Here is a 21,394-nt window from a genome sequence, read left to right on the forward strand (position 1 = left end):
GGCCTTAGTTGTTGAAGCGGAAGTGCATGACGTCGCCATCGGCGACGACATACTCCTTGCCTTCGAGGCGCAGCTTGCCGCCCTCGCGCGCGCCCGCCTCACCGCCGAGCGCGACATAGTCGGCATAGGCAATGGTTTCGGCGCGGATGAAGCCCTTCTCGAAGTCGGTGTGAATGACGCCAGCCGCCGCCGGGGCCTTGGTGCCGCGGTGAATGGTCCAGGCGCGCGCTTCCTTCGGACCGACCGTGAAGTAGGTGATCAGGTCGAGCAGCTGATAGCCGGCGCGGATCAGCCGATCGAGACCTGCCTCTTCGAGCCCGAGCGTCTCCAGGAAATCCACCCGCTCCTCGCGCGACAGCGTCGCGATCTCGGATTCGATCTTGGCGGAGATCACGACGGCGACTGCGCCCTCCTCCTTGGCACGCTCAAACACCGCCTTTGAGAAGCTGTTGCCGTCCTTGGCCGAGCCTTCCTCGACGTTGCAGACGTAGAGCACGGGCTTGGAGGTGAGCAGTCCGAGCATGCCGAAGGCGCGCTCCTCCTCGGGCTTGCGCTCCAGCAGCCGCGCCGGCCTTCCGTCGCGCAGCAGCTCGAGAGCACGGGTGACGAGCTCGTACTGCTCCTTGGCGTCCTTGTCGCCGCCCTTGGCCTTCTTGGCGAGGTTGTCGACCCGCTTCTCGAGGCTGTCGAGATCGGACAGCATCAGCTCGGTCTCGATGGTCTCGATGTCGGCGAGCGGGGCGATCTTACCCTCGACGTGGGTGATGTCGGAATCCTCGAAACAACGCACGACATGCGCGATCGCATCGACCTCGCGGATGTTGGCGAGGAACTGGTTGCCGAGGCCTTCACCCTTGGAGGCACCGCGCACCAGGCCCGCGATGTCGACGAAGGTCAGCCGCGTCGGAATGATTTGGCCCGACTTGGCGATCGCCGCGAGCTTCTCGAGTCTGGGGTCTGGCACCGCGACCTCGCCGACATTCGGCTCGATGGTGCAGAACGGATAGTTCGCGGCCTGCGCCGCCGCCGTCTCCGTCAGCGCATTGAACAGCGTCGACTTGCCGACGTTGGGCAAGCCGACGATCCCGCATTTGAATCCCATGATCCGTCTCGCATCCTCTTGGGGCGACGGCCCGGGGCGCCTTACGCGGCGCCGGCATCGCCCTTGTCCAGAAAACCTTTGGCCTGCAGCGCCAGATGCACCTTGTTGGCGAAGGTGGAGTCGCGCCGGCCCGTCAACAATTCAGCATTGTCGGCCACCGCCTCGCACAGCGCCTCGACCCACGGCATGTCGGACTTGGCAAAGTCCGACAGCACGTGCCCATGCACCAGCTCCTTGACGCCGGGATGGCCGATGCCGAGCCGGACGCGGCGGTAGTCGTTGCCCAGATGCGCCGAGATCGAACGCAGTCCGTTATGACCAGCAATGCCACCGCCGACCTTCACGCGCAGCTTGCCCGGTTGCAGTTCGAGCTCGTCCTGAAACACGGTGACGTCGCCGACGCCGAGCTTGAAGAAGCTGGCCGCTTCCTGCACCGCGCGGCCGGATTCGTTCATATAGGTGGTCGGCTTCAGGAGAATGACGCGTTCGGAGTCGAGTGTGCCTTCGGACGTCTCGCCTTGAAACCTGCGCCGCCACGGCGAGAAGCGGTGACGCCGCGCGATCTCGTCAACGGCCATGAAGCCGATATTGTGCCGGTTGCGCGCATATTTCGCGCCGGGATTGCCGAGGCCGACAAACAGCAGCATGACGCGGCATCCGCACCCGCCGTCGCTTCGGGAAGCACGGGACCCGCCCGCGCTTCCCAGAAGCGGAACGGCTTACTTCTTCTTGTCGCCGCCAGCCGGCGCCTTGGCCGCGGCCGCGGGAGCCTTCGCAGCGGCAGCCGGAGCAGCAGCAGCGGGCGCCGCGGCAGCGCCAGCAGCAGCCTTCTGCTCCTCGCCATAGCCCGATGGCGGCACGATGGTGACGAGCGTCGCGTCGTCGCGCGACAGCGTCTTCACGCCAGTCGGCAGCTTGACGTCGGAGATGTGCAGCGAGTGGTTGATCTCGAGCGCGCTGACGTCGGCCTCGATGAACTGCGGGATGTTCTCCGCGAGGCACTCGAGGTCGAGCGTGTGGGTCACGATGTTGACGGTGCCACCGCGCTTCACGCCCGGCGCGCCTTCCGAGCCCACCACGTGCAGCGGCACGCTGACGCGAATGGTCGCGCCCTGGCCGAGCCGCATGAAGTCGACGTGGATCGGGAAGTCCTTGACCGGATCGAGATGGAAGTCGCGCGGGATCACCCGGTGCTTCTTGCCGTCGAGGGTGACGTCGAAGATCGTGGTCAGAAACCGGCCTGCGAGGATGCGCTGGCGCAGCTCGCGGTCTTCCACCGAGATCGGCAGCGGGGGCTGGTTGTCTCCATAAATCACTCCGGGCACTCTCCCGGCGCGACGCTCTGCCCGTGCGGCCCCCTTGCCGACTGACGGACGGGCGGTCGCCTTCAGTTCTCTGACGGTCGCCATCGTGTTAAGTCCTTGTTTTAAAAAGTTAAAGGCCGCGATGCGGCCCGTTGCTGGACGTCCTTCGGCAAGCCTCCAGGGGTGCGGGGGCCGCGGACGTGGCGGCGTTCTAGCGGCAAACCCGGGAAATGACAAGGAAATGAAGGGACCGGCGGCCCCTTCATCCCACCAACTCTCCGGAGGTATTTCGCGCGCGGGTCAGCCGTCCGCGCTGCCGGCGCCCGGCGGCGTGCCGGCCGCGCCACCCAGCTTGGCCTCCAGCGCCGCGATCCGCGCCTTCAGCGCCTCGTTCTCCTCGCGGGCGAGCCGGGCCATGTCCTTGACCGCCTCGAACTCCTCGCGCTTCACGATGTCCAGATCGTTCAGGATCTTTTCCGCCTGGTTGCGGATGACGGAATCGACCTCCCGCTTCATGCCCTGGGCGGCACCTGCGGCATCGTTCATCAGGCGGCCGAGTTCGTCGAAAAACCGGTTGTTGGTCTGAGTCATGTGAGAAACTCCGCGTCCCGCGACGAGCACGATGATGGAAGACAGAATGGCGATCCCTGTCGCCGCCCGCAAGATGGGCCGTCTTGTCATGCCTTGGTTTCCTTGTCATCGTACTTGTTGCGCCGGCCCGCGGCGCTGGTATGAGCAGCCCTGAGATCACATCGCGCCGCGCCCGTTCATGTGGCGGAGCTCGTTCGAAGCCCGCATCGCCCGCGGGCTTCCGGAAGCGGGACGCCGTGCCCACGAAAGCCAGTGAATGACGCCTCTCCTCATCGATTTCCCCGTGTTCGATCCGGTTGCGATCGCCATCGGCCCGTTCGCGATCCGCTGGTACGCGCTGGCCTATATCTGCGGCATCGTCATCGGCTGGCTCTACGCGCGCTCGCTGCTCAAGAAAGAGCGGCTGTGGGGCGGCCCGGCGCCGGTGTCGCTGGTCCAGCTCGACGACTTCATCCTATGGGTCACGATCGGCATCATCCTCGGCGGCCGCACCGGTTACGTGCTGTTCTACAACCTGCCGTTCTTCATCGAGCACCCGCTGGAGATCTTCCAACTGTGGAACGGCGGCATGTCGTTTCATGGCGGCTTCATGGGCTGTGTGCTCGCCGTGATCTGGTTCGCCCGCCGCAACGGCCTGCCGATCATCTCGCTCGGCGACGTCACCACCGCGGTCGCGCCCATCGGCCTGCTGCTCGGCCGCATCGCCAATTTCATCAATGGTGAGCTGTGGGGCCGTGCCGCCGATGCAAGCGTTCCCTGGGCGATGATCTTCCCGCGCGATCCGACCCACCTCCCGCGCCATCCGAGCCAGCTCTACGAGGCCGGCCTCGAAGGCATCGTGCTGTTCATCGTGCTGGCGATCATGATCCGGTTCGGCGCGCTGAAACGGCCCGGCCTGATCCTCGGCAGCTTCATCACCCTCTACGGCGTGGCGCGCATCACCAGCGAGCTGTTCCGCGAGCCCGACAAGCAATTGGGCTTTCTCTGGGGTGGCCTGACCATGGGCATGGTGCTGTCGGTGCCGATGCTGATCATCGGCGCCATCCTGGTGGCGCGGGCGCTCCGCAGGCCTGAGAGTCGTCAAGCCACTCCCCCGCCGCAGGCCAATCCGTGATCGAAACCTCTCCGCTCCACACCGAGATCAAGCGGCTGATCAAGGCATCCGGCCCGATGCCGGTCTGGCGCTACATGGAGCTGTGCCTGATGCATCCGGAGCACGGCTACTACGTCTCGCGCGATCCGCTCGGACGCGAGGGCGACTTCACCACCGCCCCCGAAGTGAGCCAGATGTTCGGCGAGCTGCTCGGGCTGTGGGCGGCCTCGATCTGGAAGGCGACGGGATCGCCGCAGCAATTCCGGCTGATCGAGCTGGGACCCGGCCGCGGCACCATGATGTCGGATGCCCTGCGGGCGCTGCGCGTGCTGCCGCCGCTGTACCAGACGATCTCGGTCCACCTGGTCGAGGTCAATCCTGTCCTGCGCGAAAAGCAGAAGGCGACGCTGACCGGCCTGCGCAACATCAACTGGCACGAGAGCTTCGACGAGGTGCCGGAGGGCCCCAGCGTCATCTTCGCCAACGAGTATTTCGACGTGCTGCCGATCCACCAGATGATCAGGCGCGAGACCGGCTGGCACGAGCGCGTGGTCGAGCTCGACGAGGAGGAGAACTTCGTCTACGGCGCGGCCGCGGATCCAACGCCCGGCTTCGAGCTGCTGCTGCCGCCGCTGGTGCGCGCCGCGCCGGCCGGCGCGATCTTCGAATGGCGGCCGAACATGGAGATGATGGCCATCGCCAGGCGCATCCGCGACCAGCGCGGCGCCGCCGTCATCATCGATTACGGCCATGTGCGCAGCGACGTCGGCGACACCTTCCAGGCCATCGCCCGCCATAGCTTCGCCGATCCCCTGAAGACGCCGGGGCTTGCCGACATCACCGCCCATGTCGATTTCGACGCGCTGGCGCGGGCCGCGGAAGCCGTCGGCGCGCGCGTTCACGGCCCGGTCACGCAGGGCGAGTTCCTGCAGCGGCTCGGCATCGAAACCCGCGCGCTGACCCTGATGCAGAAGGCCTCGCCGGAAGTCTCGGAGGACATCGCGAGCGGGCTGAAGCGCCTGACCGGCGGCGGCCGCGGCGGAATGGGGTCGCTGTTCAAGGTGCTCGGCATCTCCGATCCGGCCATTCCGGTGCTGGCGGGCATCAGCGACGAGCACACCAACGAGAAGACGGGAGGCGCGTGATGCTGGTATCATCGGATGTGATGTCCGCGGTCCCTGGCCTGCGCCATGCCTTCTTCACCCGCGAGGGCGGCGTCTCCGACGGCATCTATGCCGGCCTCAATGGCGGGCTCGGATCGCATGACGTGCCGGAGAACGTCCGTGAAAACCGCCGCCGCATGGCCGCCCATCTCGGCGTCGCGCCCGACCAGTTCCTCAGCCTGCACCAGATTCATTCGCCCGACGTCGTGGTTGCGACCGGGCCCTGGGACGGCCCCGTCAGGCCGAAGGCCGATGCGCTGGTGACCGCGACGCCGAATCTCGCGATCGGCGTCACCACGGCCGATTGCGGGCCGATCCTGTTCGTCGACCCGCATAAGCGCGTCATCGGCGCGGCCCATGCGGGCTGGAAAGGTGCGCTCACCGGCGTGCTCGAAGCCACGCTGCAGGCGATGGAGGAGCTCGGCGCAGAGCGCAGCCGGATCATTGCCGCGATCGGCCCCCTGATCCGCCAGCCGAGCTACGAGGTCGGCGCCGAGTTCGTCACGCGCTTCCTCGACGACGACGCCGAGCACGCGCGCTTCTTCCTGCCGTCGGCGCGCGACGGCCACGCGATGTTCGACCTGGCCGGCTTCATCCGGATGCGGCTGGAAAACGCCGGCGTGCTGCTGATCGACGATATCGGCCTCGACACCTATGTCGACGAGCGCTTCTTCAGTTACCGCCGCTCGGTCCATCGCAACGAGCCGGACTATGGCCGGCACGTCCATGCCATCATGCTCGAAGGCTGAAGCTGGGCGCGATTGTGGCCGCATGTGGATTGCTTAACCCTTTCTGTACAACTGAATGCACTCTGTCCCAATCTGTGGCAGCCGCGACCTAGACGTTAATCGATTTTAACGATATCGCTCCCGACGATGAGGGGAGCGCCGACACCACTTCGACGGATCAGCCGCGCTGCGCAGCACGCCTGCGTTGCCGTTTTGCTGATCACGTCCGCTGCAGCGCTCGGCGGCTGCGCGACCAGCGGTGGTCCGTCCAACGCCTACGCGATGGCGCCTGCATCGGATAACGCCACGATCGCCTTCGAGCAGATCGACGGCCCGCCGCCGCAAATCTTCGACCGCATGGTCAGCGTGCTCGACAGCGAGTCCAAGCTGCGCAGTCTCGCCATCGTGTCGCGCGAGGCCCCTGCAGCGTATCGTGTCCGCACCTATCTCTCCGCCCAGGTCGTCGGCGGCAAGGGCGTGATCGCCTGGGTGTTCGACGTCTACGATCGCAATCAGCAGCGCGCGCTGCGGCTGTCGGGCGAAGAGCCGGTCGGACGCGGCGGCCGCGATCCGTGGAACAATGTCGACGACATGGTGCTTCGGAAAATCGCGCAGGCCGGCTTCAGCGGACTTTCGAACATGCTGAACGGCACCGCGCCCGTCGACGGCGCGCCCCCGGTGGCACCGGCCACCCGCGGCCCTGCGGTCGCCGTGGCCGAGCCCGCATCGCCGGCGTCCGGCGGCACCAGCGTCGCGGCCCTCGGCTACACCGACCGTTAGGCAAGGAGGCGCATTTTGCGCCGTTTTTGACCGGGAAAAACAGCCGTTTGACCGGGAAAAACACTTGCGGCGGGTTGCCATGCGCGCGGTGTCCTTGATATCACCTCGCCCGTGCAAAACTGCCGGTTCCATGGATAGCCCGATATGCTGAACAAGGTCTCCAGCGAGACGCGAGGAGAATTCACGATGTCGGCCAAGAACGGCTCCATCAAACTCGTCGCCGGCAACTCCAATCCGGCTCTCGCCGCCGGCATCGCCGCTGAGCTCGGGCTGCCGCTGACGAAGGCGGTGGTCCGGCGCTTCGCCGACATGGAGATCTTCGTCGAGATCCAGGAGAACGTCCGCGGCTCCGACGTCTTCATCATTCAATCGACGTCCTATCCGGCGAACGACCTCTTGATGGAGCTCCTGATCATCACCGATGCGCTGCGCCGCGCCTCCGCGCGCCGCATCACCGCCGTGGTGCCCTATTTCGGCTATGCGCGGCAGGATCGAAAATCTGCCTCGCGCACGCCGATCTCGGCCAAGCTCGTCGCCAACCTGATCACCCATGCCGGCGTCGACCGCGTCATGACGCTCGACCTGCATGCCTTGCAGATCCAGGGCTTTTTCGACATCCCGGCCGACAATCTCTATGCTTCGCCGCTGATGGTGCGCGACATCAAGGATCGGTTCGATCTCTCCAACCTCATGGTCGTATCGCCCGACGTCGGCGGCGTGGCGCGCGCGCGTGGCCTCGCCAAGCGCATCAACACGCCGCTCGCCATCGTCGACAAGCGCCGCGAGCGTCCCGGCGAGTCCGAGGTCATGAACGTGATCGGCGAAGTCTCCGGCCACACCTGCATCCTTGTCGATGACATCGTCGACTCCGGCGGCACCCTGGTGAACGCGGCCGATGCGCTTCTCAAGCACGGCGCCAAGGACGTCTACGCCTACATCACCCACGGCGTGCTCTCCGGTGGAGCGGCGAGCCGCATCACCTCCTCGCGCCTGAAGGAGCTCGTCATCACTGACTCCATCATGCCGACCGAAGCCGTCCGCAACGCGCCGAACATCCGCACGTTGCCGATCGCGCCGCTGATCGCCGAGGCGATCGGGCGAACCGCTGCCGAAGAGTCGGTGTCGAGCCTGTTCGACTGATATCGTCTCTCGTACGGCAAGAACGTCATCATCAAATTCCACTGTCATTCCCCGCGAAAGCGGGGAATCCAGTACGCCGCGGCGCCTCGATCAATCACAGCCATCTCCCTTTACTGGATCGCCCGGTCCCGTCTTCGCCTTCGGCTTTGACGCGGCCAAGAGCACTTTGGGCGCGCCGCAGCTTCAGCGAAGGCGGCAAGCCGGGCGATGACGCTGGTGTTTGGGCAAAGGGCCTGCCCCACACTCCCGTCATTGCGAGGAGCGCAGCGACGAAGCAATCCAGACTGCCTCCTCTGAAGGATCCTGGATTGCTTCTCTCCGCTCGCAATGACGCCTGTGGTATCTTTCATCAGGACAATATCCGACAGGACTTGCGCATAAGCCTCCGCGATCTCGCGGCGCGTGTTGCGTCCGAGCTTTGATCACAGCATCGCCCTCTTGGTGGAGGGCGCAGGGAAGGCCGGGCGCTGGCCGCGCCCGTGGCCCGCCTGCTCAAAAAAATGCAGGCGGCAGGTACCACAGGTCTGGCCGAACACACCCGGCCCTCCCTGCGCGATGGCTTTACGGCTGCTTCGCAGTCTCCCCGGTGCACCGGGCTTTCTGGCCACCGTTGCCCGCGCGGCGCGTGAGCGCCGGCACAGGCGTGACACCAGCGTCGGGGTGTCAGGACCGTGCGACTTGACCGTGCGTGCCGGATCGTTCGTCGGCGCGGCATCCGCCACGCTGCGACCCGACCCGCCCATCGCATTCCGCTGCCGACGTCCGTGACGACCGCGATACGTCCCCTCCGACGCAACGGAACGGCCCGGACCATAATGCTGATTTGGCGAAACCTCCAGCGATTTATTTTTATCCGAAGGGCTGGACAGGACTTGCGGAGAGAAGCGTGATTTGGGCGACGGGCACGCGCTGGACCGAACGGACACTGACGCGGAGAGACGCGGCGGATTACGGCTTCGCCTAATCCGCCCTACGCTCAAACCCGTAGGGCGGATTAGCGCAGCGTAATCCGCCGATCAGCCCAACGCCTTGCACAGCTCGTCCCGTTCGGCCAAAACATCCCCTACGACGCCAAGGACAACAACAAGAACACACACCGAGCCCCGCCCCTCCATGTTCAGCGCCATCGAACGCCCCGCGGCCCCGCCGCCCGGCCTCGGCCAGATCATCAGCGATTTCGGCCCGCTGTATGCCTCGCACGGCTTCATCGGCTGGCTGTTCGCGATTACCGGGCCGGTCGCCATCATCCTGTCGGTCGGCGCCAATGGCGGGCTGTCGCAGGCGGAGATCGCGTCGTGGATCTTCGGCGTGTTCTTCATCAACGGGCTGATCACGCTCGCGCTGTCGTGGCGCTATCGCGAGCCGTTGGTGCTGTTCTGGACCATTCCGGGCACCGTCCTGGTCGGCCAGTCGCTGACGCATCTGAGCTTCCCGCAGGTGGTCGGCGCCTTCTACGGCACCGCGCTGTTGATGCTGGTGCTCGGGCTCACCGGCTGGGTCAAGCGCGCGATGCAACTGGTGCCGATGCCGATCGTGATGGGCATGGTCGCTGGCGTATTCCTGCGCTTCGGCCTCGATCTCGTCCGCGCCGTGTTCACCGACTTCGCCATCGCCGGGCCGATGGTCGTGCTCTGGCTGCTGCTGACCGCACTCCCTGCGCTGGGCCGGCGCTGCCCGCCGATCATCGGCGCGCTCGTCGTCGGCACGCTCGCGGCTCTCCTGTTCGGCAAGTATGATCAGAATGCCTCGCTGCAGATCGCGCTGATCCATCCGGTGATCCCGACGCCATCCTGGTCGCTCGCGGCCATGATCGAGCTGATCGTGCCGCTCGCGGTCACCGTGCTGGTGGTGCAGAACGGCCAGGGCTTTGCGGTGCTGACCGCTGCCGGCCACAAGCCGCCGGTCAATGTGGTGACCGTCGCCTGTGGCATCGGCTCGGCGCTCGCGGCGATCGTGGGCGGCGTGTCGACCTGCCTGACCGGGCCGACCAACGCCATCGTCGTCTCCGGCGGCGAGCGCAAGCGCCACTATACCGCGGCGATGGTCGTCGGCGTGCTGGCGCTCGGCTTCGGCCTGCTGGCGCCGACCTTCACCACGCTGCTGCTGATCGCGCCGAAATCATTGATCACCGCGCTGGCGGGCCTCGCCATGCTGCGCGTGCTGCAGACCGCGTTCGTGACCGCGTTCAGGACCAACTTCTCCCTCGGCGCGCTGATCGCCTTCCTCGTCACCGTGGCCGACGTGCCCCTGCTCAATATCGGCGCGGCGTTCTGGGGACTCGTGGCAGGCTTTGCAATCTCGTGGCTGCTGGAGCGGGCGGATTTCACCGCCGCATCGGGCGCATAACGGATTGCCGCGGCGCACCACGCGCTGTCGTCGCATCCCCAGCCGAACGGGCACCATGCTGTTGCAGCGTCGCTGGATCGCGCTACACTTCACGACCAAACAAAAAGTCTTCTGGGAGGATATGATGACCGCGATCACGCGCCGCAACATGCTTGCGGGTACGGCAGCAGCAGGCGCGCTTGCGCTTACCGGCCAGCCCGCCTGGTCGGAGCCGCAGTGGAAGAAATATGCCGGCACCAGGCTCGAGGTGATCCTCGCCAAGGGGCCGCGCGGCGACAATCTGCAGAAGAACATCAAGGAATTCACCGCACTGACCGGCATCGAGGTGGAATCCGAGCAAATCCCGGAGCAGCAGCAGCGGCAGAAGGTCGTGATCGAACTGTCGTCGGGCAAGCCGAGCTTCGACGTCGTCCATCTCAGCTATCACGTGCAGAAGCGGCAGTTCGAGAAGGCCGGCTGGCTCGCCGACATCACCGACATGATGAAGGATCCGAACCTCACCGCGCCGGACCTCGTGCAGAGCGATTTCTCCGCCGCCGGCCTGAGTTACGCCAGCAACGACAAGGGCCGCATGTTCTCGCTGCCGTGGTCGGTGGACTACTTCATCCTCTACTACAACAAGGAGCTGTTCGCGAAGAAGGGCATCGAGGTGCCGAAGACGCTCGACGAGATGGTCACGGCGGCGCAGAAGCTGACGGATGCCAAGGACGGCATCTTCGGCTTCGTCGGCCGCGGCCTGCGCAACGCCAACATGACGTTGTGGACCAACTTCTTCCTCAACTATGGCGGCGAGTTCCTGGACGCCAAGGGCAACATCCTGACCGACGGCCCGGAAGCCATCGAAGCCACCAAGCTTTATCAGAAGCTGCTGACGACCTGCGCGCCTCCGGGCGTCGCCGGCTTCAACTGGATGGAGTCGATGGCCTCGTTCACGCAAGGGCGCTCGGCGATGTGGATCGACGGCGTCGGCTGGGCGCCGCCGCTGGAGGATCCCAATGCTTCGCGCGTGGTCGGCAAGGTCGGCTACACCGTGGTGCCCGCCGGACCGAAGGGACAGTACTCGGCGACCTATGGCGACGGCATCGGCATTGCGGCTGCGAGCAAGAACAAGGAAGCCGCCTGGCTGCTGTGCCAGTGGCTGGTGTCGAAGCCGCAGGGCGCCCGCCTGGTGCAGGCCGGCGGCGGCGTGCCGTTCCGCAACTCGGTGCTCAACGACCCCGGGGTGCAGGGCGGCGTGAAGATGCCGAAGGAGTGGCTGCAGTCGGCGATCGACTCCGGCAAGATCAGCAAGCTCGGCCTGCCCGTGATCATTCCCGTCGCCGAATTCCGCGATCTCGTCGGTGCGGCGCTGACCGCCACGCTGTCGGGCGCCGATCCCGCGACCGAGCTGAAGAAGGCGCACGAGCAGTTCCGCCCGATCCTGGAGCGCAGCGAGAAAGCGTGAGCACGATCGTCGAACAGGCCGGCGCGGCAGCGGACACTGCTGCGCCGGAACGTGCATTGCGACCGCCGTCCTACTGGCCGTTCGTGGTGCCGGCGCTGGTCACCGTGCTCGCGGTGATCATCTTTCCCTGGCTGTTCACGATCTGGATGAGCTTCCAGGAGTGGAAGGTCGGTTCGCCCACGACCTTCGTCGGGCTGTCGAACTATATCCGGCTGCCGGCCGACCCGCGCTTCGTCGAGTCGGTCGGGCACACGCTGTCCTACACGGCTCTCTCCGTGCTGCTGCCGCTGGTGCTCGGCACCTTCGCGGCGGTGATCTTCCATGCGCGTTTCCCCGGACGCGGGCTGTTGCGCGCGCTGTTCATCATGCCGATGATGGCGACACCGGTCGCGATCGCGCTGGTGTGGACGATGATGTTCCACCCGCAGCTCGGCATCCTGAACTATCTCTTGTCGCTCGTCGGCCTGCCGCCGCAGCTCTGGGTGTTCCATCCGGCCACCGTGATTCCGTCGCTGGTGCTGGTCGAGACCTGGCAATGGACGCCGCTGGTGATGCTGATCGTGCTCGGCGGCATCGCCTCGCTGCCGACCGAACCTTACGAGAGCGCACAGATCGACGGCGCCAGCACCTGGCAGATGTTCCGCTACATCACCCTGCCGCTGATCATGCCGTTCCTGTTCATCGCCGCGATGATCCGCGCCATCGACGCGATCAAGAGCTTCGACATCATCTTCGCAATCACGCAAGGCGGTCCGGGCTCGGCGTCGGAGACCATCAACCTCTACCTCTACAGCGTCGCCTTCGTCTATTACGACCTCGGCTATGCCTCGGCGATCGCGGTGGTGTTCTTCGCGCTGATCGTGGCGCTGACCGCACTGTTGCTGATGCTGCGCCGGCGCGCACAGTGGAATGCGCTGGGGAGCGACACATGAGCGCGCAGACCATCCTCGGCCGGCTCGCCCTTGCGCTCGGCGTCTTCCTGATCGTCTCGCCGGCGATCCTGTTCTTCCTCTGGATGATCTCGCTGTCGGTCAAGTTCGAGGTCGACAACGCCGCCTATCCGCCGGTGTTCTGGCCGGAACACTTCGCCTGGAAGAACTATGCCGACGTGCTGTCGTCCAACCGTTTCTTCACCTACTTCAGGAACAGCCTCTTGGTGACTGGCGGCGCGACGGCGCTGGCGATGCTGGTCGGCGTGCCCGCCGGCTACGGCATCGCCCGCATGGCCGCGCACAAATCGGCGATCGTGATCCTGATCGCGCGCATCACGCCGGGCCTGTCCTATCTGATCCCGCTGTTCCTCTTGTTCCAGTGGCTCGGCCTGCTCGGCACGCTATGGCCGCAGATCATCATCCATCTCGTCGTCACCGTGCCGATCGTGATCTGGATCATGATCGGCTATTTCGAGACCACGCCGATCGAGCTCGAGGAAGCCGCACGTATCGATGGCGCGACGCGCTGGCAGATTTTCCGCCACGTGGCATTGCCGGTGGCGAAGCCCGGCCTCGCCGTCGCCTTCATCCTCGCGGTGATCTTCTCCTGGAATAATTTCGTGTTCGGCATCGTGCTGGCCGGGCGCGAGACCCGCACCCTGCCGGTCGCGGTCTACAACATGATCTCGTTCGATCAGCTCTCCTGGGGGCCGCTTGCGGCGGCCGCGCTGATCGTGACCCTGCCGGTGCTGCTGCTGACCGTGTTCGCGCAGCGGCAGATCGTGGCCGGCCTGACGGCGGGTGCGGTCAAGGGCGGCTGACGGGTATAATGCATACCAAAGAGAGCCGCGACGGAATGCCAAACTTGCCTTGGTCAGGCCATAGTCTGCCACTTGGTTACCTGCGTGGAACCGGGATTCGCCCCGCGCCTGCGGCGCGGCGGTGACCGCGTTGACGGTTTCATCTCGTCTCCGTGCCGGCTTCGTTCCAGCCGAATACCACTGCGCCGCACGATCGACCGGCTCCGGATTTGCGCTCCGCCCGGCCCGTCGTGCAATCCATCACCGGCTGAACGCCAGACCGACGAAAGCTGCATGACGTCCGATCGCGACGCCTCCGCGCCAGACCGATTGACTGCCCTGTTGCAGACCGAGCTGCTCGACTCGCCGCCGGAGCCGGGCTTCGATCGCGTCACCCGTTTGACCTCGCGGCTGCTGCAGGCCCCGGCGGCGATCATCGCGCTGGTGGATCGCGACCGGCAGTTCTTCAAGAGCTCGGTCGGCCTGTGCGAGCCGTGGGCGTCGCTGCGCGAGACGCCGCTCAGCCACTCCTTCTGCCAGCACGTCGTGACCTCGGCGCAGCCGCTGGTGATCAGCGACGCCAACGAGCATCCGCTGGTGAGGGACAATCTCGCGGTGCCGGTTCTCGGCGTGATCGCCTATCTCGGCGTCCCCCTGCGGCTGCCGAGCGGCGAGGTGATCGGCGCGCTCTGCGCCATCGATCACGAGCCGCGGCCGTGGAGCGACGACGACATCGCCCAGCTCACCGAGCTCAGCGAGATCGTGATGGACGAGATCGCGCTGCGCACCGAGAATGCGCGGCGGCGCACGGTCGAGCAGCATCATCGCGTGCTCGTCCATGAGCTCAATCACCGTGTCAAGAACACGCTGGCGTTGGTCGACAGCGTGATCGCGCTCAGCATCCGCGCCGATTCGGCGCTGGCCGAGTTCGGCGAGGTGCTGCGCGGCCGCATTGCCGCGCTGACGCGCAGCCACGCGCTGGCGCTGGATCGCGGCCGGGAGGCGATCGCGCTCGATGAGCTGGTCTGCGCCGAGCTGGCGCCGCTGCAAGGCGACCGTGTCGCGGTCGACGGCCCGGCCGTGCCGCTTGCGCCGGGCGTCGCGCTGTATCTGTCGATGGGGCTGCACGAGCTCGTCACCAACGCGGTGAAATACGGCGCGCTGTCGAACGATGCAGGACAGGTGACGCTGAGCTGGACCCATGCCGACGGACGGCTCAAGCTGTCCTGGGAGGAGAACGGCGGGCCGCAGGTCTCCCCACCTGCGAGCAACGGCTTCGGCTCGCTGCTGTTCGAGCGCATTCTCGGCGCCGCGCTGAAGGGCGAGGTCACGCGCGACTTCGCGCCGGATGGGCTCAGGGTCTCGTTCGACCTGCCGCTCGCGCCATGACGGAATTCAGCCGCGCTGGCCGCGCCGGCGCACCTGCGTGATCTCGGCCAGGATCGACATCGCGATCTCCTCCGGCGTGATGGCGCCGAGATCGAGGCCGGCGGGCGCCTTGACCTCGTCGAGCAGCGCGGCGTCGATGCCGTCCTTGATCAGCTTGTCGCGCAGGCTGTCCATCTTGCGGCGGCTGCCGACGAAGGCGTGGTAGGCCGCATCGCAGGCGAGCGCGGCGCGCAACGCCGCCTCGTCGCCCTTGCCTTGCGTCGACACGACCACGAAGCGGCTGCTCCCGGCCGGTTGGCCTAGCGCGAAGCCATCGATCAGCACATCGGCCTGCGGTGTCGTGACGAGATCGGACGCCGGCGCCGCCAGCGTCACGTGATAGCCGAGCGGCCGGGCCTGCGCGGCGAGCGCGACCGCGACCGGGCTCGCGCCGAGAATGACCAGCGCGGGATGCGGAAGCACCGGCTCGACGAAGATATCCATGGTGCCCTTGCTCGGGCACATGTTGGCGGCGAAGCGCACGCCTTCCTTGGTTTCGCCCGGCTTGACGCCGAGCTCGGCGAGCAGGTTCTCAGGCTGCACCGAGACCATGCGAGGGATGCCGTCGGCGAGCGCCTCACGCGCCGCCTTCAGCACCGCGCCGCGGGCGCAGCCGCCGCCGATCCAGCCCGCGACGATGCTGCCGTCGGGGCGGATGATCGCCTTGGCGCCGGCCTTCGCGGCCGTCACCGACACCGTGCGGACGACGGTGGCGAGCACGAAGCTTTCCTCGGCGGCCTTGAGCTGCGCGGCGAGATCGAGCAGTTCGACAGTTGCCGTCATGATTGCCTCCTGTGTCGTCGTGAGAGGCGCGGTGCAACCGCGAGGGCAGTCTGTTCCCTCCCCCCTTGTGGGGGAGGGCTAGGGAGGGGGGCGGCTGGCACCGGTGCCCGTGGTACCCCCCTCCCCAGCCCTCCCCCACAAGGGGGGAGGGAGCGCACTGCCGATGCCGTAGCAGAGTGCCTTATGGTCAGATCGATCAGGCTATTCGCCATCCTCACAACCTCGCCAGATACGGCTCCAGTGCGGCCAGCGAATTCAGCGTATGCGCGGGCGCGTAGAGATCGACGAACGGCAGCGCGGCCTTGATGCCGCGTGCGTCCGGCGCGTAGCCGTCCCAGCCGAGCATCGGATTGAGCCAGACGATGCGGCGGCAGCGGCGGCTCAACTGTGCCATCTCACGGCCGAGCAAGGCGGGATCACCGGTGTCGTAGCCGTCAGAGACGATCATCACGCAGGTCCGCGAATGGATGACGCGCGGCGCGTGCCAGCGATTGAAGGTCTGCAGGCTCTCGCCGATCCGCGTCCCGCCGCCGGCGCCCTGCGCCATCATCGAGAGACGGTCGAGCGCCCGCGCGGCGTCCTTCTCCTTCATGGCGTCGGAGACGTAGGCGAGCCTCGTGTGAAACAGGAAGGCCTCGGCCTCGCGAAAGGCGTCGAGCACGCCATGGATGAAGCGCAGGAACACCGCGGTGTAGGGGCTCATCGAGCCGGAGGCGTCGAGCAGCACCACCAGCCGCAACGGCTTGTGCTTGCGTCGCCGGTGCACCAGCGCAATCGGCACGCCGCCATGGCTGATATTGCGGTGGATGGTGCGGCGCAGGTCGAGCCGCTCGCCCGACTTCCGCTGCTGATCACGCCGGGTCAATCGCGTCCGCATCGCCTTGGCGAGCCGCGCCGCGGCCTCATGCGCCAGCGCGACCTGGTCGGGATCGGCGAGCTTGCGGAAGTCGGTATCGCTGATGGCGGCGACGCGCGAGGCGCCTTCGCGCACGCCCTCGCCGCCCGCGTCGCGCGGGGTTTCGTCAGAGGGAATCTGATCGGTCGCGCCGTGAGGCTCCGGCTGAGCGGCATTCGTATCCTGCAGACTCTTCAGGGACGGGCTGTTCGCTCTCGCCGTCGAGCCGGAGACCAGTGAGCGCGAGCGCACGCGCCTGCCGAGCCAGAAGGCGTCGAACAGGCCGTCGAAGCGATCCCACTCGCTCTTGCGTGCCGAAAACAGATGCTTGAACGCCGAGCGCAGCAGGCCGGGCTTATCGGCATAGCCCGCACGCATCACTGCCGCCGCGTCCTGCCCTTCCGCCAGGCCGACCGCAAAGCCGTTGTCGCGCAGCGTCTTGAGAAACGCACCGAGACGGCCCGCGACGAGCCGCGCCACCGCGTCCATGTCCTCGTGGTCGGGTGTGGCGCCACAGCAGCTCATGCGACCTTCCCCAACAGCCGCGCCGCGACCTCGCGGGTGATGCGCGCGCGGTCCTCATGCGTCTTGAGCAGGCACATCAAGGTGTCATGCACCATCTCCGGCTGGTCCTTGAGATCGCGTACGTCGAGCCCGACCAGTGCCGCCGCCCAGTCCAGCGTCTCGGCGACGCCGGGCACCTTGCGCAGTTCCTCCTTGCGCAGGGATTCGACCATGCGCGCGATCTGCAGGGCGAGCGAGGCGGAGGCACCGTCGATCCTGGTCAGGATGATGCGCGCCTCGCGGTCGACATCGGGATAGTCGACGTAGTGGTAGAGGCAGCGCCGGCGCAGCGCATCCGATAGCTCACGGGTTCCGTTCGAGGTCAGCACCACATGCGGAATGCTGATCGCCTTGATGGTGCCGAGCTCGGGGATCGAGACCTGGAAGTCGGACAGCAGCTCCAGCAGGAACGCCTCGAACTCGTCGTCGGCGCGATCGATCTCGTCGATCAGCAGCACCGGCGGCTTGGCGCGGCGGATCGCCGCCAGCAGCGGCCGCTCGAGCAGATATTTCTCGGAGAAGATCTGATCCTCGATGGTGTCCGGCTGGCCGCGATGCGCCTCGATCGCCAGCAGCTGGCGCTGGTAGTTCCACTCGTAGAGCGCGGAGCTCTGGTCGAGGCCTTCATAGCATTGCAGACGGATCAGCTCGGTGCCGTGCACGCAGGCGAGCGCCTTGGCGACCTCGGTCTTGCCAACGCCGGCTTCCCCCTCCAGCAGCAGCGGCCGCTTCAACAGCTGCATCAGCGCGATCGCGGTCGCCAGCTCGCCGTCGGCGATATAGCCGCAGGCGGCGAGAGATCGGGCGATGTCGTCGCGGGTTTTCATACCGGTTTGTTTCTCGATCTCGCCGCGAAGTCGGTGTGTTCCCTCCCCCCTTGTGGGGGAGGGTTAGGGAGGGGGGTGCCCCGCGCGAGACTGCCGCCGGAGACCCCACCCCCGACCCCTCCCCGCAAGGGGGAGGGGAGCGCACCGGCGATGCGGTTACAGCGCCGTCTCTCTCGGCGTCATTGCGAGCGGAGCGAGGCAATCCAGGGTGATGGACGGGACTCTGGATTGCTTCGTCGCTTCGCGCCTCGCAATGACGAAGGTGCTCTTGGACTTCGTCTATGCAACCGCGCCCAAATTCTTCGCGGCCTGCCAGTTGCGCCAGAAGTCGTGGGGCATCTGGATGTGCGTCGCGCCGAGGAACGAGAACGCGTCGTTCACCGCGTTGGAGAACGCCGGCACGCCACCGACATTGGGGCTTTCGCCGACGCCCTTGGCGCCGATCGGATGATGCGGCGAGGGCGTGACCGTGAAGTCGGTCTCCCAATGCGGCGTCTCGACCGCGGTCGGCATGAAGAAGTCCATGAACGAACCGGTCACGACATTGCCCTCGGCATCGTAGCGGATCTCCTGCCCCATCGCGATGGCGAAGGCTTCGGTGAGGCCGCCATGCACCTGGCCCTCGATGATCATCGGGTTGATGCGGGTGCCGCAATCGTCCAGCGCGTAGAAGCGCCGGACCTTGTACACGCCGGTATCCACGTCGATGTCCATCACGCAGAGATAGGCGCCGAACGGATAGGTCATGTTGGGCGGATCATAGTAGCTCACCGCCTCCAGCCCCGGCTCCATGCCCGGCGGCACGGAGTTGTAGGCCGCCCAGCAGATGTCCTTCATCGACATCGCCTTCTCGGGCAGGCCCTTGACCCGGAAGCCGTCGATGTCCCATTCGAGATCGTCCTCGTGGACCTCGAGCTTGTAGGCCGCGATCATCTGCGCCTTCGCCTTGATCTTGCGCGCCGCCATCGCGATCGCAGCACCCGCGACCGGCGTCGAGCGCGAGCCGTAGGTGCCCAGGCCGTAAGGCGCGGTGTCGGTGTTGCCCTCCTCGACCATGATGTTATCGGCGGGTATGCCGATCTCGCTGGCGATGATCTGCGCCCAGGTCGTCTCGTGGCCCTGGCCCTGGCTCTTGGTGCCCATCCGAGCGATGCCGGCACCCGTGGGATGCAGCCGGATCTCGCAGGAATCGAACATCGCGATCCCCAGGATATCGCAGTTCTTCGACGGGCCGGCGCCGACGATCTCAGTGAAGAATGAGATGCCGATGCCCATGATCTCGCGGGTCTCGCCGCGCTTGAACGCCGCGCGTTTCTCGGCCTGTTCCTTGCGGAGACCGGCGTAGTCGACGGTCTCCATCATCTTGCGCATGGCGGTGTGGTAGTCGCCGGAATCATATTCCCAGCCCAAAGCGGAGTGATAGGGAAACTGCTCCGGCTTGACGAAGTTCTTCAGGCGCAGCTCGGCCGGGTCCATGCCGAGCTTCTGCGCCAGAATATCCATCGCGCGCTCGATGCAATAGGCCGCCTCGGTGACGCGGAAGGAGCAGCGATAGGCGACACCGCCTGGCGCCTTGTTGGTGTAGACGCCGTCGACCGCGAGATGCGCGACCGGGAAGTCGTAGGAGCCGGTGACGATGTTGAAGAAGCCGGCCGGCCATTTCGACGGGTCGGCGCAGGCATCGAAGCCGCCGTGGTCGGCCAGCACATGGACGCGCAGGCCGGTGACCTTGCCGTCCTTGGTCGCCGCGATCTCCGTGGTCATGTGATAGTCGCGCGCGAACGCGGTGGCGGTCAGATTCTCGATGCGGTCCTCGACCCATTTCACCGGCTTGCCCGTCACGATGGAGGCGACGGCGGCGCAGATGTAGCCGGGATAGGCGCCGACCTTGTTGCCGAAGCCGCCGCCGATGTCGGGCGCGATGACGTGGATCTTCTGCTCGGGGAGTTTCGCGATCAGCGACACCACGGTTCGGATGACATGCGGCGCCTGGAACGTGCCCCAGATCGTCAGCTCGCCCTTGATCTTGTCGAACGAGCAGACGCACTGGCAGGTCTCGAGCGGCGACGGATGGGTGCGGTGATAGGAGATCATCTCCTTGATCGTCACATCCGCCTTCTTGAACGCCGCCTCGGTCAGCTCCTTGTCACCGACGCTCCATTCGAAGATGTGATTGTGATGCTTGCGCGGGCCGTGTGCGCCAGAGGTCTTGCCGGCGAGGTCCTCGCGCAAAACGGGAGCGTCCGGGTCCATGGCCTTGAACGGATCGACCAGCACCGGCAGCGGCTCGTACTCGACGACCACCTTGGACACGCCGTCATCGGCGGCGTAGCGGTCGGTCGCGACGACGAACGCGACCTCCTGGTTCTGGAACAGCACCTTGCCGTCGGCGAGCACCATCTGCACGTCGCCGGCCAAGGTCGGCATCCAGGCGAGGTTGACCGTCTTCAGCGTCTCGGCGGTGATGACCGCCAGCACGCCCGGCACCTTCAGCGCCTCCTCGGTGTGGATCGCCTTCACCCGCGCATGCGCATGCGGCGAGCGCACGAAGTCGCCGTGCAGCATGCCAGGCAGCTTGACGTCATCGACGTAGTTGCCCTTGCCTTGCGTGAAGCGAATGTCCTCGACGCGCTTGCGCCGGCAGCCCATGCCTTCGAGGGCGGCTTCGCGTTGTTCCCGCGTGGGAGTCATGTCGTTCATTCCGCGGCCTCCTGGAATTCCACGCCGTTGATCTTGGCGGCGGCGTATTGGATCGCCTTGACGATGTTCTGATAGCCGGTGCAGCGGCAGATGTTGCCGGAGATGCCGGCGCGGATCTCGGCTTCCGTCGGCTGCGGATTCTCCTTCAACAGCCGATGCGCGCGCAAAATCATGCCGGGCGTGCAGAAGCCGCATTGCAGTCCGTGCATCATGCGGAAGCCTTCCTGCAGCGGCGACAAGGTGCCGTCGGCATTGGCCATGCCCTCGATCGTGGTGATCTCGGCGCCATTGGCCTGCACCGCGAGCATGGTGCAGCTCTTCACGCTCATGCCGTCGATATCAACAGTGCAGGCGCCGCAATGGCTGGTCTCGCAGCCGATATGGGTGCCGGTCAGCTGCGCCTGCTCGCGCAGGAAATGGACCAGCAAGGTGCGCGGCTCGGCGAGGCCTTCGACCTCGCTGCCGTTCACCATCATCGTGACGTGGGTTTTGGGCATTCGGTGCTCCCTGAAGACGTCTTCGAACTTTTGCTCAGCTACCAGCCGCGGTGTCAGTGCGCTCCCCTCCCCCTTGCGGGGAGGGCAACCGGCCGCATTCGCGGCCGGCTTTTTTGAAGAACGCCGAAGCAAAGCTTCGGCTGCGGGTGGGGGTCCACGGCGGCAGTCTCGCCTGGGGCTACCCCCCTCCCCGCCCCTCCCCCACAAGGGGGGAGGGAGATGAGAGAGCTCGCCGCATGGCGAGGTTGCACCGCGTGCGGGGCCGCGGCGTCAGCAA

General features: G+C 66.2%; 19 protein-coding genes. 10 read left to right on the forward strand and 9 right to left on the reverse strand.

Annotated elements, in window-relative coordinates; genetic code table 11:
• Positions 1-4: 4 nt before the first annotated feature.
• From ychF to ACQR1D_RS27420, 4 genes are all read right to left on the reverse strand, one after another.
• Positions 5-1,102, reverse strand: a complete 1,098-nt coding sequence (gene ychF / locus ACQR1D_RS27405; RefSeq protein ID WP_434840241.1) for a redox-regulated ATPase YchF — start codon at positions 1,100-1,102, stop codon at positions 5-7.
• Between the two features lie 41 nt (positions 1,103-1,143).
• Positions 1,144-1,749, reverse strand: a complete 606-nt coding sequence (gene pth, locus ACQR1D_RS27410) for an aminoacyl-tRNA hydrolase (protein ID WP_434840240.1) — start codon at positions 1,747-1,749, stop codon at positions 1,144-1,146.
• Positions 1,750-1,821: 72 nt separating this feature from the next.
• The gene (locus ACQR1D_RS27415; protein WP_315803275.1) at positions 1,822-2,511 is read right to left on the reverse strand and encodes a 50S ribosomal protein L25/general stress protein Ctc; all 690 of its coding nucleotides are present in this window, start codon (positions 2,509-2,511) and stop codon (positions 1,822-1,824) included.
• 195 nt (positions 2,512-2,706) lie between these two features.
• Positions 2,707-2,997 carry an accessory factor UbiK family protein gene (locus tag ACQR1D_RS27420; protein ID WP_315714079.1) on the reverse strand — a complete coding sequence of 97 codons (291 nt, stop codon included), beginning with the start codon at positions 2,995-2,997 and terminating at the stop codon, positions 2,707-2,709.
• Between the two features lie 256 nt (positions 2,998-3,253).
• Here ACQR1D_RS27420 and lgt point away from each other — a divergent pair, with 256 nt between their 5' ends.
• The 10 genes from lgt (at position 3,254) to ACQR1D_RS27470 (ending at position 14,812) form a co-directional block, all read left to right on the forward strand.
• On the forward strand, positions 3,254-4,111 hold the full coding sequence (gene lgt, locus ACQR1D_RS27425) for a prolipoprotein diacylglyceryl transferase (protein WP_434894188.1): 858 nt from the start codon (positions 3,254-3,256) through the stop codon (positions 4,109-4,111).
• Positions 4,108-5,235 carry a class I SAM-dependent methyltransferase gene (locus ACQR1D_RS27430; RefSeq protein WP_434840239.1) on the forward strand — a complete coding sequence of 376 codons (1,128 nt, stop codon included), beginning with the start codon at positions 4,108-4,110 and terminating at the stop codon, positions 5,233-5,235. Before lgt ends, ACQR1D_RS27430 begins: the two co-directional genes overlap by 4 nt.
• A 20-nt stretch (positions 5,236-5,255) precedes the next feature.
• Positions 5,256-6,002, forward strand: a complete 747-nt coding sequence (gene pgeF / locus ACQR1D_RS27435) for a peptidoglycan editing factor PgeF (protein WP_434840271.1) — start codon at positions 5,256-5,258, stop codon at positions 6,000-6,002.
• Between the two features lie 126 nt (positions 6,003-6,128).
• The gene (locus ACQR1D_RS27440; protein WP_316177552.1) at positions 6,129-6,761 is read left to right on the forward strand and encodes a hypothetical protein; all 633 of its coding nucleotides are present in this window, start codon (positions 6,129-6,131) and stop codon (positions 6,759-6,761) included.
• Positions 6,762-6,947: 186 nt separating this feature from the next.
• On the forward strand, positions 6,948-7,901 hold the full coding sequence (locus ACQR1D_RS27445) for a ribose-phosphate pyrophosphokinase (protein WP_315803270.1): 954 nt from the start codon (positions 6,948-6,950) through the stop codon (positions 7,899-7,901).
• A gap of 1,113 nt (positions 7,902-9,014) precedes the next feature.
• Positions 9,015-10,247: a benzoate/H(+) symporter BenE family transporter gene (locus ACQR1D_RS27450; RefSeq protein WP_434840238.1), complete on the forward strand. Its 1,233-nt coding sequence runs from the start codon at positions 9,015-9,017 to the stop codon at positions 10,245-10,247.
• 124 nt (positions 10,248-10,371) lie between these two features.
• Entirely contained in the window at positions 10,372-11,691 is a 1,320-nt protein-coding gene (locus tag ACQR1D_RS27455) for an ABC transporter substrate-binding protein (RefSeq protein WP_316217516.1), read from the forward strand.
• Positions 11,688-12,623: a carbohydrate ABC transporter permease gene (locus ACQR1D_RS27460; protein WP_316177547.1), complete on the forward strand. Its 936-nt coding sequence runs from the start codon at positions 11,688-11,690 to the stop codon at positions 12,621-12,623. Before ACQR1D_RS27455 ends, ACQR1D_RS27460 begins: the two co-directional genes overlap by 4 nt.
• The gene (locus ACQR1D_RS27465; protein WP_434840237.1) at positions 12,620-13,444 is read left to right on the forward strand and encodes a carbohydrate ABC transporter permease; all 825 of its coding nucleotides are present in this window, start codon (positions 12,620-12,622) and stop codon (positions 13,442-13,444) included. Before ACQR1D_RS27460 ends, ACQR1D_RS27465 begins: the two co-directional genes overlap by 4 nt.
• Before the next feature lie 273 nt (positions 13,445-13,717).
• Positions 13,718-14,812: an HWE histidine kinase domain-containing protein gene (locus tag ACQR1D_RS27470; protein WP_316177544.1), complete on the forward strand. Its 1,095-nt coding sequence runs from the start codon at positions 13,718-13,720 to the stop codon at positions 14,810-14,812.
• A 6-nt stretch (positions 14,813-14,818) separates the two neighbouring features.
• On the opposite strand, the gene ACQR1D_RS27475 is transcribed toward ACQR1D_RS27470, so the two are convergent.
• The 5 genes from ACQR1D_RS27475 to ACQR1D_RS27495 form a co-directional block, all read right to left on the reverse strand.
• Positions 14,819-15,634, reverse strand: a complete 816-nt coding sequence (locus tag ACQR1D_RS27475; protein WP_315803263.1) for an XdhC family protein — start codon at positions 15,632-15,634, stop codon at positions 14,819-14,821.
• 214 nt (positions 15,635-15,848) lie between these two features.
• Positions 15,849-17,054, reverse strand: a complete 1,206-nt coding sequence (locus tag ACQR1D_RS27480; protein WP_316217520.1) for a vWA domain-containing protein — start codon at positions 17,052-17,054, stop codon at positions 15,849-15,851.
• Entirely contained in the window at positions 17,051-17,920 is an 870-nt protein-coding gene (locus ACQR1D_RS27485; RefSeq protein ID WP_316217521.1) for an AAA family ATPase, read from the reverse strand. Before ACQR1D_RS27485 ends, ACQR1D_RS27480 begins: the two co-directional genes overlap by 4 nt.
• Before the next feature lie 279 nt (positions 17,921-18,199).
• Positions 18,200-20,620, reverse strand: coding sequence for an aerobic carbon-monoxide dehydrogenase large subunit (locus ACQR1D_RS27490; protein WP_434894187.1), 2,421 nt, complete (start codon positions 20,618-20,620; stop codon positions 18,200-18,202).
• Positions 20,617-21,117, reverse strand: a complete 501-nt coding sequence (locus ACQR1D_RS27495) for a (2Fe-2S)-binding protein (protein ID WP_434894186.1) — start codon at positions 21,115-21,117, stop codon at positions 20,617-20,619. The genes ACQR1D_RS27490 and ACQR1D_RS27495 overlap by 4 nt, the downstream gene beginning before the upstream one ends.
• Positions 21,118-21,394: the final 277 nt, after the last annotated feature.

It is taken from the genome of Bradyrhizobium sp. HKCCYLRH2047 (assembly GCF_051168175.1).
Lineage (GTDB): Bacteria > Pseudomonadota > Alphaproteobacteria > Rhizobiales > Xanthobacteraceae > Bradyrhizobium.